This window comes from Paraburkholderia sp. SOS3 (genome assembly GCF_001922345.1).
In the GTDB taxonomy this organism is placed as follows: Bacteria; Pseudomonadota; Gammaproteobacteria; order Burkholderiales; family Burkholderiaceae; genus Paraburkholderia.
Map to the genome: position 1 here is coordinate 1125096 of NZ_CP018812.1, position 11520 is coordinate 1136615.

General features: G+C 63.2%; 10 protein-coding genes and 1 pseudogene. 3 read left to right on the forward strand and 8 right to left on the reverse strand.

What is annotated here, in order from left to right; genetic code table 11:
• Nucleotides 1–98: 98 nt before the first annotated feature.
• The 3 genes from BTO02_RS25035 to BTO02_RS25045 all read right to left on the reverse strand — a co-directional run bounded on the left by BTO02_RS25035 (nucleotide 99) and on the right by BTO02_RS25045 (nucleotide 2940).
• Nucleotides 99–1355, reverse strand: a complete 1257-nt coding sequence (locus BTO02_RS25035; protein ID WP_083615363.1) for a polysaccharide biosynthesis/export family protein — start codon at nucleotides 1353–1355, stop codon at nucleotides 99–101.
• 78 nt (nucleotides 1356–1433) lie between these two features.
• Complete coding sequence (locus tag BTO02_RS25040) at nucleotides 1434–2453, reverse strand: helix-turn-helix domain-containing protein (RefSeq protein ID WP_083615364.1); 1020 nt, start codon at nucleotides 2451–2453, stop codon at nucleotides 1434–1436.
• A 79-nt stretch (nucleotides 2454–2532) separates the two neighbouring features.
• Entirely contained in the window at nucleotides 2533–2940 is a 408-nt protein-coding gene (locus BTO02_RS25045) for a GFA family protein (protein ID WP_075159870.1), read from the reverse strand.
• A gap of 716 nt (nucleotides 2941–3656) precedes the next feature.
• On the opposite strand from BTO02_RS25045, the pseudogene BTO02_RS25050 reads away from it, so the two are divergent.
• Nucleotides 3657–4784, forward strand: a pseudogene (locus BTO02_RS25050) (glycosyltransferase family 4 protein); the annotation flags it as partial.
• 191 nt (nucleotides 4785–4975) lie between these two features.
• On the opposite strand, the gene BTO02_RS25055 reads toward BTO02_RS25050, so the two are convergent.
• The 4 genes from BTO02_RS25055 to BTO02_RS25070 all read right to left on the reverse strand — a co-directional run bounded on the left by BTO02_RS25055 (nucleotide 4976) and on the right by BTO02_RS25070 (nucleotide 8827).
• The gene (locus BTO02_RS25055) at nucleotides 4976–5734 is read right to left on the reverse strand and encodes a molybdopterin-dependent oxidoreductase (protein ID WP_075159871.1); all 759 of its coding nucleotides are present in this window, start codon (nucleotides 5732–5734) and stop codon (nucleotides 4976–4978) included.
• The gene (locus tag BTO02_RS25060; RefSeq protein ID WP_075159872.1) at nucleotides 5731–6357 is read right to left on the reverse strand and encodes a cytochrome b/b6 domain-containing protein; all 627 of its coding nucleotides are present in this window, start codon (nucleotides 6355–6357) and stop codon (nucleotides 5731–5733) included. The genes BTO02_RS25055 and BTO02_RS25060 overlap by 4 nt, the downstream gene beginning before the upstream one ends.
• A gap of 61 nt (nucleotides 6358–6418) precedes the next feature.
• A complete protein-coding gene (locus BTO02_RS25065) occupies nucleotides 6419–7111 on the reverse strand; it encodes a hypothetical protein (protein ID WP_075159873.1) in 693 nt (230 codons plus the stop codon).
• Between the two features lie 270 nt (nucleotides 7112–7381).
• Complete coding sequence (locus tag BTO02_RS25070; protein ID WP_075159874.1) at nucleotides 7382–8827, reverse strand: NAD-dependent succinate-semialdehyde dehydrogenase; 1446 nt, start codon at nucleotides 8825–8827, stop codon at nucleotides 7382–7384.
• A 264-nt stretch (nucleotides 8828–9091) separates the two neighbouring features.
• Between BTO02_RS25070 and BTO02_RS25075 the strand changes: the two genes are divergently transcribed.
• Nucleotides 9092–9721: a nucleoside/nucleotide kinase family protein gene (locus BTO02_RS25075; RefSeq protein WP_075159875.1), complete on the forward strand. Its 630-nt coding sequence runs from the start codon at nucleotides 9092–9094 to the stop codon at nucleotides 9719–9721.
• A 21-nt stretch (nucleotides 9722–9742) separates the two neighbouring features.
• On the opposite strand, the gene BTO02_RS25080 is transcribed toward BTO02_RS25075, so the two are convergent.
• Entirely contained in the window at nucleotides 9743–10156 is a 414-nt protein-coding gene (locus BTO02_RS25080) for a GFA family protein (RefSeq protein WP_075159876.1), read from the reverse strand.
• Between the two features lie 362 nt (nucleotides 10157–10518).
• On the opposite strand from BTO02_RS25080, the gene BTO02_RS25085 reads away from it, so the two are divergent.
• Complete coding sequence (locus tag BTO02_RS25085; RefSeq protein WP_075159877.1) at nucleotides 10519–11460, forward strand: ABC transporter substrate-binding protein; 942 nt, start codon at nucleotides 10519–10521, stop codon at nucleotides 11458–11460.
• Nucleotides 11461–11520 lie beyond the last annotated feature (60 nt).

Sequence of the window (11520 nt, forward strand, 5' to 3'; positions counted from 1 at the left end):
ACGTCTGTGGCGCAGCGCGGAATCGCCGCTGGGCCGGTTTCGCCGGGGATGAGGGCGAGGATCGCGTTGCGCGCCTCGGCTCGTCCGCGGGCGGTCGATCAATTGCCGTACGCCGACTTGCTGTAGAACGCGGCCTGTGCGCTCGGCACGACGTTGTTGATGACGCGGCCCCAGCGGACGACCGCGGCCGTATCGACGAACACGACGTCTTTCGCCTTGAGCTCGAAGTTCTCGGCGAGCGCGAGCGCGCTCGGGTTCGACGCGTCGAGGTGGAAGATCACGTGCTTGTCGGCGGTGATATTGCGCACGACGTAGACCTGTTTCGCGTCGGCCGTGTTCTGGCTCACGCCGCCGGCATCGCCGAGCGCCTCGTTGAGCGACAGCTCGCCGTTGCGCAGGAACAGCGTGGTCGGGCGCGTGACTTCGCCCATCAGGAATACCTTGCTGTCCTCGCGGGCGAACACGCGAACCATGTCGCCGTTGCGCAGCAAGACGTCCGACGGATTGATGCCCTTGTCGACCAGCGCGGGGATATCGACGATGACGGATTTGCCGTCGCGAATCACTGCGATATTCGCGCGGTCGCCGACCGCGGTGAAACCCCCCGCGCGATTGATCGCCTCGGTCAGCGTCATCGGCACGTCGTTGAAGATCTGCAGACCCGGCGAGCGCACTTCACCGTCCATGTAGACGCGCTTGCTTCGGTACGACTGCACGCGCAGCGTGATCTGCGGGTTGCGCACATATTTGCCGAGTTGCACGGCGAGCGCGTTGCGCGCCTGCATCTCGGTGAGTCCGCCGACGTGAACCGCGCCCGCATAGGCGAACTGGATCATGCCGTTGGTATCGACGGTGTAGCCCGTCGACACCGAGGCCGAACCCGTGAAGTCGATCCCGACCGTCTGCACGTTCGTGGTCGGCAGGTTCAGCTCGGGGTGGTCCCAGACCTCGATGGCGAGCACGTCGCCGGGGCCGATCCTGTAAGGCGACGGCGTGGCGAACAGCGCCTGCACGTCCGCCGGAATACGGGTCGGCGCGGCGAGCCGCTCGGCCTTGATCAGCGCGGGGGTGATCTCGGTCAGCGCACCGGGAGGCGGCTGATCGCCGTTGGCCGTGGCCGAACCCGTGGTGTGCGCGGCGGGCATACCCGACACGGTCGTGCCGTAGGTATCCTGATTCATGCTGCTGTAATGCTGGCCCGGATCGAATCCGCAAGCGCCGAGCGAGAGCAGCAGCGCCAGCGCGCCGCCAAGCCCGAGCGTGCGCAGCGCGTGCGCCGCACGCCGCGGCCGTTGGAGGAACGTGTGAACCGGCGAAGATGGCGGCAGGGAAGCGGTATGTCCGATCTGATTCATCTAGTTCGTAGCTGAACGACTGAAGGCCGGCAGACGTGATCCGCCGGATGAGCCACCTGTAGAGGAGTCAATAACCGCTCAGGATGCAGCCTGGTTCTGGCGGTTCTGCAAGCGATATTCGGTTGGCGAGACGAAGAGCCGCTTGCGAAAAATCTTTGCAAGCCGGTCGCCGTTGGCCATGCCGATGCGTCGTGCGATCTTGTCGACCGGCAGGTCGGTTTCGATCAGCAGACGGCACACCATGTCGAGGCGTGCGCGCAACAGATACTCGGACGGCGTGATGCCGATTTCATCCTTGAAACGGCGCAGATAGTTGCGCTCGCTCATTGCCGCGACCTGCGCGGCGTCGGCGACCGATATGGATCGCTCGCAGTTGTCCTTGAGCCAGCGTGCGGACGCGCGGACCTTGTCGGCCACGCTGGTGACGCCTGCTTCGGCGAGCAGCATGGCGAGCTTGGCGCCGGTGCCGGGCAGGACCTGTTCGCCGACTTCGCGCGCGACGTCATGACCGAGGTCGTACTTGACGAGCATCAGCGCGCTGGCCATTGCCGAAAAGCAGTCCTCGTCGCTGTCCGCATCGCCGTGGCTGCCGAATCCGGGCCTGTCGCCCGCGCCCATCAGGCCCGGCGAAGCGAAGTTCGAGCGCGTGCCCGGCGTGCCGCGCAACGTTCCGCTCGCATAGCCGAAGCGCATCCGGCCGAGCAACGCTTCTTCGAGCGAGGCATCCTGCGCGCCTTTGCCGCCGCCGATGAACAGCGCGTCGAAATTCTGGTACTGGCGCACGTCGAAGCGCTCGGTCCACAGATGCACCGACGACGAGCACGGCACGTTGCCGCCGGCGAGCGACAGCATCTTGACGGTATATATCCAGTTCACCGCGCTTCCCGCGACGGCCAACTGGTTCGCCTTGTTGAACACCTCGGCGACGATGCCGGCGCGCAGCAGCGAAAAGCCCTCGAACAGGACGATACCGATCTGGCGCGCGGGGCCCCGCGCCGCCGTCCACGGTTCGGGACTATTGCCGGAGACCGTCTCCACTTCCTTGACGAGGCGGGGAACGATACGGTCTGACTCTACAAGCTGTGCAACGTACGGCATGTCGCGTTTCCTCAGAAACGTTTCCCCGGGATGTCGTCATTTTGTTTTGTGCGTCGTGCTGCATGTGCTGCTTACTGCTTCATATCGGGCTGAGTTGCTCCTGTGCCCCGTCTGACGGTTGAAGCGCCTTCGGCTGGCTCCGGTTCGAGCCGTCGGCCACGGGCTTCAACCGTGCGGGATTGATGTTGTCGATGCAGCGCGCGTTGACCGCGACCATCTCTGTGCCATCCGGCATCTCGCTATAAAAGAACGTCTCGACGCCGCAGACCGAACAGACCTGATGTCTGCTCGCGCGCCGGTTGAAACCGTATTCCTGCGTGCTGCCGCCGGCGGTCACCCGGAAACGCTCCGGCGCCGCGAACCAGAAGATCAGACCGCGCTTCCTGCAGTTCGAGCAGTTGCACGAGATCGTGTGGTCCAGGTCGAGATCGATGGTGAAGCGCACGGCGCCACAGTCGCAACCGCCCGCGTAGTGCTGCTGTGCCATGTCTCTCCTCATTCGCGTCAAACGCGCCTCGGGTCGCAGGCGATGCGGTGATCGGAGGATGCCGCCGCAACTCCTGACGCACTTGCGCACCGCGCAGGCTCCAAGGCACGTGCAGTATATCGAGAACAAATGATTGCACACGCAACGGCACTGCGAAATTGCAAAATTAATTCCGAACGAATGCGCCGACCTTTGTCAGTTCACATTCAGTTCACATTTGGAAAATTATTCATGGTATTTGCATGCACAGCGCATTTTTGAATAAAGTTTTTTTGCGTATTTTTTGTTATAAGGATGTCGCAAATCCTTGCTACAGAAAGGTTTGACGCCGGTGTTTCACACGTCTAGTTCAAGTGGCTGGTTCGTGGAGCAGCAACATGGTTTATTCGATAAATGCTTTGGAAATGTGCTCAACAAAGGAATCGTGGCATGCCATGCAGTCGTGGGAAAAAGATGGTTTTGGCGGATAAAGACTGGCGGAAAAAGGCTAATAATTTAACTTTCCCAAACCACTGCCGTACTTTAGATTGAGCGACGCCGCGTCGGCCGGCCCCAGCCGGCCATGGCGGCGCGGCCGCCAGCCGCATGTCGGCGAGAAGCCGACCGGCGAAACCCCATTCGGAGAAGAGCGCATGAGCAACGGGGACATCGAGACGCCCGCCGGGCGCGTGTCGCCGGGGCGCAGTACGGGCGCAGCCAATCGCGCAGCCGGTCCCGTGCGCATCGCGATCGTTCATGACTGGCTCGTGACCTATGCGGGCGCCGAACACGTCCTCGAGCAGATCATCGCGTGCTTTCCAGACGCCGACCTGTTCGCGCTGGTCGACTTTCTCGAAGACCGCTCATTTCTGCGCGGCAAGCCGGTCAGGACCACCTTCATCCAGAAGCTGCCGCGGGCGCGCGCAAAGTACCGCGCGTATCTGCCGCTGATGCCGTTTGCTATCGAGCAGTTCGATCTGTCCGCGTACGACGTCGTGATCTCGAACAGCGTTGCCGTCGCGAAGGGCGTGCTGACCGGCCCCGACCAGGTGCATATCAGCTATGTGCATTCGCCGATCCGCTATGCGTGGGACCTGCAGCACCCGTACCTGAACCAGGCGAAGCGGACGAGCGGACTCAAATCCCTATTCACGCGGCTTCTCCTGCACTATCTGCGAACCTGGGACGTCCCGCCCGTCAACACGGTCGACTCGTTCATTGCCAGTTCGACGACGGGTGCACGCCGGATCTGGAAGGTCTATCAGCGTGATGCCGCAGTGATCTTTCCACCGGTGGATGTCGAAGGCTTCGCGTTGCATGTGCAGAAAGAAGATTTTTATCTGACCGCGGCGCAGCTCGTGCCCGACCGCAGGATCGACCTGATTGTCGAAGCGTTCGCGCAGATGCCCGAGCGGCGGCTCGTCGTGATCGGCGACGGCCCTGAGATGCGCAAGTTGAGTGCGATGTCGGCGCCGAATGTCGAGGTGATGGGCGCTCAGCCGTTCGCGGTGCTGCGCGACCGGATGCGGCGCGCCAAGGCGTTCGTGTTTGCCGCCCAGGAAGACTTCGGCACCGCGGTCGTCGAAGCGCAGGCATGCGGCACGCCGGTGATCGCGTTCGGCAAGGGCGGTGTGCTCGAAACGGTGCGGGGTCTGTCCGACGCGCACCCGACCGGCATGGTGTTCGGCGAACAGACGGCGCAAGCGATCGTCGCGGCGGTCGAAGACTTTGCGGCGGATCCGCGTCGGTTCTCGCCGATCGATTGCCGTACGAATGCCGAGCGTTTCTCGGCGGCGCTGTTTCGTACGCGCTTCTTCGCGCATGTGCGCGCGAGGGTTCCGGCGTTGCGAGACGCGGCGCTGCCGATGCTCGAGGCGCCTCGCCAAGGGGGAGTGCGTTGAGTTACGTTTCGTTTGACCGGGAATGGCGCTTCGACACTTCGAGGTCGACCACGCCGTCGTGACTGGCCGCTCGCCAGGGGCAACGTTGCAATCGAGTATCAACCGCTGCTTTGGCGTCGCGCGTCGCAAACGGTGTCATGCGGGTGTCATGCGGTTCAAACTCCGGCGAACCAGTCGTATCCCTGCTTCTCCCAGTACCCGCCCGGGAACGTGTTGGTTACCTCGATCGCCTCGATATTCTTCGCACTCTTGAATCCGAGCTTCGTCGGAATCCGCAATCGCACCGGCGCGCCCCATTGAGGCTCGAGCGCTTGCGAGTCGAAATCGAGTGCGAGCAGGGTCTGCGGATGAAGCGCGCTTGCCATGTCGATACTGGTCGAATACCCGTCGAAGCACGTGAACGCGACATAGCGCGCGCTCAGATCGGCGCCGACGTGACGGAGAAACACATGTAGCGGCACGCCGCTCCATTGACCGATCTGGCTCCAGCCTTCAATGCAGATATGCCGCGTGATCTGGCTTTCCTGCGGCAGCGCCATCAGCGCCGCGAGTGTCCACGGCCGCTTCTCGGCGACGCGTCCCGCGACATTGAGCAGCCAGCCGTCCGGTACTTCCCGCACCTGCCATTCCGGGTAATACGCGTTGAAGCGGAACGGCCGCGTGATCGCGCTCGCCGGATACGTTTGCACGAGCCGGTCGCGGCTGAACAGCGCCGCCTGAACCCGATCGTCGAAGCGAAGCATGGATTCGAGCGCCGCGTCGACGCCGGAATGAGTCGAGAGGTCGCAGCCGCTCAACAGCGCGAGGCCGCCCAGCGAAAGTGTCCGACGCAAAAAGCCTCGCCGGCTGGCACGGGCCAGCTCCGTTCTGATTTCGTCGGCATTCACCGCAACGTGATTGCGTTTGTCTGTCATCGCTGTTCCTCCGTTTCGCGAGGCTCGGCGACGATCATCGATTTCAACGTCCGCGGGTGGATCGCGACGAGTGTGACGTGAACGACCGCGAACGCGACAATCCCGAACATGATCGCGAGATGGATATGGCGCGCGAGCGGATAGCCGCCGAATGCATACGCAAGCCAGCCGAACTGCACCGGCTTCCAGATCGCGAGTCCGGTCGCTACCTGCAACACGACGGCGACGATCACGCCCACATAGAGGCCGCGTTGCACTGCGTTGTAATGCCCGAGCCGGTGCCCAAGCCGCAAACGCAGTGCCGCGACGAGATCGCGTGCGAACGCACCGATCGAAGGCGGCTGCAGATCGTCGCGGAAATGGCCGGATGCGAAGCCGTAAAGCAGATACGCGAGCCCATCGGCGCACAGCAGCCACATCGCGCTCAGATGCCATGCAAGGGCGCCGCCGAGCCAGCCGCCGAGACCCGTCCAGGCCGGAAAGACAAACGGCAGATCGGGCGATGCGTTGTAGATTTCCCAGCCGCTGAAAATCATGCATCCCATCGCGTAGACGCCGATCCAGTGCATCACGCGGATCGGAACCGGATGAGCGGGCCGCGACGACCCATGAGCATGGCGCATCGGCGTCTCCTCAAAATGAAGTTGGCATGACGAAAAACCCGGTGGGGCACCGGGTTGCGGTTTACATCGGGGGCTTCACGCCGCCGATGCCGACAGCGACGAGACCGGCCGTCGCCTGGCCGCCATTCGTCACCGCCTGCACGAAGACCGATGCGCCTTGCGTCAGGTCTGCCGTCGTGCCGGGACGAAACGTGACGACCGGCGCGGTCGGCGGCACGAGGATGCTTTGCTCGCCGCCCTTGTAGGAAACAGTCAGCTTCTTCACGCCGTTCTGCGCGGACGACGCGCTGACGTTGCCGTTCGTCATCGCGCTGTTTACCGTCGCGCCGGAAGGCGTGGAGACCGATGCGACATTGCCGTTCGTCATGGCGCTCGACGTGGTCGAATGACCGCCGGCGAGCGTCGTATCGGGCAGCTTGTCCCATGCATAGTGACCTTCGCCGACGCCCTTCATCGCGGCCGGAAAGACGACGACTTCGAGCGCGACCTGGGTCGGGCCGACGCTCTTGGTCGCCGTGCCGATGTAGCTGCCTTGCTCGATCTTGTCGAGACTCGAATTGACCACGCCGAGGTATTTCGTGTCGGCGGTGAGCGCGATCGGCAGATCGTCTCCTGCCGTGGTATGCACGACGATCTTGCCGGCCTCGACCGACGAAATGGTGCCGCGAATGCGCGAAGGGGCGGCAGGCGGGGCGGCGATGGCCGTTACGCTGGAGAACAGGAGGGCGGCAAGCGCGAGGCTCATTCGTTTCATCGTTGTTCCTTTTTCAGACGGGTAGAGAGTGGATCGGCAGGCATCGGGATGCGTATTCGCATCGAGCCCGTGGACCACAGCATGGCGCCGCGCGGGCTTTGCCGGTATCGGTCAAATGTCCGATGCAGGCGATTGCCTGACCAGAACGGCTGGCGCCGCTGAAAATTGCGCGGCCAAAAAAAAGACCGGGGTGTGTGCCCCGGTCTGTGTGCCGCGCCAAGCGCCGATATGGCGACGCGCATTGGCGCGCGCCGGCCATCCTGCCTTACGCTACGCCGACATCACGGTCACCGACTTCGTCACGAGGTACGGCTCGAGCGCTTCCGGGCCGCCTTCCGAACCGTAGCCCGAATCCTTGACGCCGCCAAACGGCATTTCCGGCCACGGCGTGGCGGGCTGATTGATCCACAGCATGCCGACTTCGACCGAATTCGACAGCAGATGCACATTGCGGAACGAACGCGTGAATGCGTAACCCGCCAGACCGTAAGGCAGGCGGTTGGCTTCCGCAATCGCGTCCTCGAGCGAATCGAAGCCGCGAATCGCCGCGATCGGACCGAACGGCTCTTCGTTGAACACGTCGGCGTCGAGCGGCACATCGGTCAGCACGGTCGGGCGGAAGAAGTTGCCCGCATCCGAAAAACGCTCGCCGCCCGTCGCCACGGTCGCGCCTTTCGCGCGCGCGTTGGCGACGATGTTTGTCATCGCGGTCAAACGGCGCGGATTCGCGAGCGGTCCGAGCGTCGTGCCTTCGGCGAGACCGTCGCCGAGCTTCAGCCCTTCCGCGTGCTTGACGAGTGCACGCGCAAACTCTTCGCGCACGCTGTTGTGCACGAGGAAGCGCGTCGGCGAGATGCACACCTGGCCCGCGTTACGGAATTTAGCGCCACCCGACGCGCGCACGGCGAGTTCGATATCGGCGTCTTCCGCGACGATCACCGGCGCATGGCCGCCGAGTTCCATCGTCGCGCGCTTCATGTGCTGGCCGGCGAGCGCCGCCAGTTGCTTGCCGACCGCCGTCGAACCCGTGAAGGTGACCTTACGGATGACCGGATGCGAGATCAGGAAGCGCGAGATCTCGGCCGGGTCGCCGTATACGAGGCCGACCACGCCGGCCGGCACGCCGGCATCGACGAACGCGCGCAGCAGCTGCGCAGGCGATGCAGGCGTTTCTTCCGGCGCTTTCACGATGAAAGAGCAACCGGTGGTGAGCGCCGCCGACAGTTTCCGCACGACCTGGTTGACCGGGAAGTTCCACGGCGTAAAGGCCGCGACCGGCCCGACCGGTTCCTTGATGACCGTTTGCTGGGCGGCGGGATTGCGCGGCGGCACGATGCGGCCATATACGCGCCGGCCTTCGTCGGCGAACCAGTCGATGATGTCGGCGCCCGACATGACTTCGATGCGCGCTTCGGCAAACGGCTTGCCCTGTTCCTGCGTCATCAGCCGGGCAATCGAATCGGCGCGCTCGCGCAGCAACGCGGCGGCCTTGCGCATCATCGCCGCGCGATCGAACGCCGGAATCTTGCGCCAGGTGTCGAAGCCGCGCCGCGCCGCTGCGACCGCACGCTCGAGGTCGGCGACGCCGGCGTGCGCGACCTTGCCGATCACATTACCGGTTGCGGGATTGACGACGTCGATGGTTTTGCCGCTTGCGCTGGCGCACCATTCGCCGTCGATAAGCAAAAGGGTATCGGTGTAAGTTGCGGTATCCATATTTCTCCGTTCTGGTGGGAGTAAAAGACGGCGCGGCCGCTGCATGGGCGGTCGGGCGGGCGTGGTGAGGGATGCTATGTGTGCAGGGGAACAGGAGTCTCCATCCCTTAATGGTACAGAGAGTTCGGGTGGCCTGCTGAAGGTGCGCTTGCCGGGCGGATTTTAACGCCGGTTTCGAGGCCGCTTTTCAAGCGGCGCAATCGGGCATTGCGACGTCGGCGTGATAAAAAGAAGGCTTGGTAAATATCACGAGGCAACCGCGAGATGACGATCGATACCCATCTGGCAAGAATCCGCGCGAAGACGGCCAACGGCGAGCGCTTGATCATCGGGCTGACCGGGGCGCCCGGCGCGGGCAAGTCGACGCTTGCGCAGACGCTTGTCCAACATCTGGGCAGCGATGCCGTCGTGGTGCCGATGGACGGCTATCACCTCGCGAATACCGTGCTCGCGCAACTGGGCCGCGCGGATCGCAAGGGCGCGGAAGATACCTTCGACAGCGCAGGCTATGTGGCGCTACTGCGTCGCTTGCGCGCGCAATCCAAAGATGAAATCGTCTACGCGCCGATGTTCCGGCGCGAGATCGAGGAGCCGATTGCCAACGCGATTCCGGTGTTGCCGGAAACGCCCGTCGTCGTTACCGAGGGCAACTATCTGCTGCTCGATCGCGGCCATTGGCGGCATGTGCGCGAACTGATCGACGAAATCTGGTTCGTCGACATCGACGGCGATCTGCGTCGCGAGCGGCTGATCGCGCGGCACATGCACTTCGGTCGATCCGCCGAGGCCGCAAAGGAATGGGTCGAGCGCAGCGACGAAGCCAATGCGCGCCTGATCGATGCCACGCGAGACCGGGCGGACTACGTGATCGATCTCGAGCCCGGCAGGCGATGAGCCGGCGCGCATACGCATCGATCAGTGCGGCATGCCGGCGAATTGCGGCAAGTCGGGATGCGTCATCCAGCCGAAGCGGCGCTTCGTGAACATCTCGACATTCGGTTGAACGCGTTCAGGCTCATCGAGGCTGCCGAGCGCCACGAACACCATGCCGGGAAACGTTTCCAGATTGCTGCTGAAGAGCCGCGCGCCGCAATCGGGACAGAAATTGCGGTCGAGTCCCTTTCCCGATTCGGCAACGTAATGGAAGGACTTCGGCGTGCCGCTGATCAACGTGAAGTCCTCTTGCGGAACGCCAAAGAATGTCGCCATCGCACCGCCGCCCGACTTCTGGCAGTCCTTGCAATAGCAGTCGGCGATAAATGTCGGATCGCTATCGAACTCGAACCTGATGGCGCCGCACGCGCAGCGCGCTGTGTATTTCTTCGCCATGACCTGTCTCCTCGTCGATCAAGGGGGAAAACAGTCTGTGCAAACTTCTGCCGATCGTCTTGCCTGCGCGGCCGAATATTTGAAGAACGAACGATTTGCCACGGACTGTCTTTAGCGGGGCTCGCGGCGGCCGGACAGGTCATTCGCGCGTACGATCGGCCCTTTGCCGGGCACATCGCCGCGACGCGCACGCCGCGCTCGCATGCTGCATCGCGTCATGAAAAACCCGATTTTCATGTTCGACTTTGGTTGATATAGTTTGTTTATGTTTGATATTGTTCGTTTTGTGCCTCGATTCGAACTCAAGCATCGCTTCAAACATCGTTTGGGCACACCAACTACACAATCAAAGGAGACGTCCGATGAAGAAGAGTCTTGCCTGTCTGCTCGCCACTTCCCTCTTTGCTTTTGCGGCAGGCGCGCATGCCGGCGACAAACCGCTGCGTTCGGTCGGCGTGACGGTCGGCGATCTGGCCAACCCGTACTTCGTCGCGGTCGGGCAAAGCGTGACGCGCGAAGCGCACAAGATCAACCCGAATGCACAGGTAACGGTCGTGTCGGCCAAATACGATCTGAATACGCAGGTCGGGCAGATCGACAATTTCATCGCGAACAAGGTGGACCTGATCATCCTCGGCGCGGCCGATTCGAAAGGCATCGGGCCCGAAGTGAAGAAGGCCGAGAAGGCCGGCATCGTGGTCGTCGCGGTGGACGTGAGCGCCGAAGGCGCCGATGCGACCGTCATGTCCGACAACACGATGGCCGGGCAGGAATCGTGCAAATACATCGCGCAGCAGATGAACGGCAAAGGCAATCTCGTGATCGTCAATGGGCCGCCGGTCTCGTCGATCATCGATCGCGTCACGGGCTGCAAGGCTGCGCTGGCCAAGTATCCGTCCATCAAGATCCTTTCCGATAACCAGGACGCGGGCGGCAGCCGCGACGGCGGTTTGACGTCGATGTCGAACCTGCTCGCCGCGTATCCGAAGATCGATGCGGTGTTCGGCGTCAATGATCCGACCGCGATCGGCGCCGAACTCGCCGTCAAGCAGGCCAGGCGTTCCGATATCAAGCTGATCGGCGGCGTCGACGGCGGTCCCGACGGCGTGCAGGCGCTCAAGACGCCGCAGTCGCTGTTCGTCGTATCGCCCGCGCAGGATCCGAACGGCATGGCCGCGCAAGCGGTCGACGTCGGCTATGCGCTGATGAACGGCAAGCCTCCGAAGGACAAGGTCAAGCTGCTGCCCACGCCGCCCATCACGCGCGCGAACGTCGCTACATATCAGGGCTGGATTCGCGACTAGGCGGCCGCAGCCGTAATCCGGCGACGGCGAGCGGCCCGTTTCGACACTGCGCTCGCCGTC

Excerpts from the sequence above, each read along its gene's own strand:
- BTO02_RS25035 (WP_083615363.1), bottom strand. The coding sequence starts at position 1,355 with ATGAATCAGATCGGACATACCGCTTCCCTGCCGCCATCTTCGCCGGTT.
- BTO02_RS25040 (WP_083615364.1), bottom strand. The coding sequence starts at position 2,453 with ATGCCGTACGTTGCACAGCTTGTAGAGTCAGACCGTATCGTTCCCCGC.
- BTO02_RS25045 (WP_075159870.1), bottom strand. The coding sequence starts at position 2,940 with ATGGCACAGCAGCACTACGCGGGCGGTTGCGACTGTGGCGCCGTGCGC.
- BTO02_RS25055 (WP_075159871.1), bottom strand. The coding sequence starts at position 5,734 with ATGACAGACAAACGCAATCACGTTGCGGTGAATGCCGACGAAATCAGA.
- BTO02_RS25060 (WP_075159872.1), bottom strand. The coding sequence starts at position 6,357 with ATGCGCCATGCTCATGGGTCGTCGCGGCCCGCTCATCCGGTTCCGATC.
- BTO02_RS25065 (WP_075159873.1), bottom strand. The coding sequence starts at position 7,111 with ATGAAACGAATGAGCCTCGCGCTTGCCGCCCTCCTGTTCTCCAGCGTA.
- BTO02_RS25070 (WP_075159874.1), bottom strand. The coding sequence starts at position 8,827 with ATGGATACCGCAACTTACACCGATACCCTTTTGCTTATCGACGGCGAA.
- BTO02_RS25075 (WP_075159875.1), top strand. The coding sequence starts at position 9,092 with ATGACGATCGATACCCATCTGGCAAGAATCCGCGCGAAGACGGCCAAC.
- BTO02_RS25080 (WP_075159876.1), bottom strand. The coding sequence starts at position 10,156 with ATGGCGAAGAAATACACAGCGCGCTGCGCGTGCGGCGCCATCAGGTTC.
- BTO02_RS25085 (WP_075159877.1), top strand. The coding sequence starts at position 10,519 with ATGAAGAAGAGTCTTGCCTGTCTGCTCGCCACTTCCCTCTTTGCTTTT.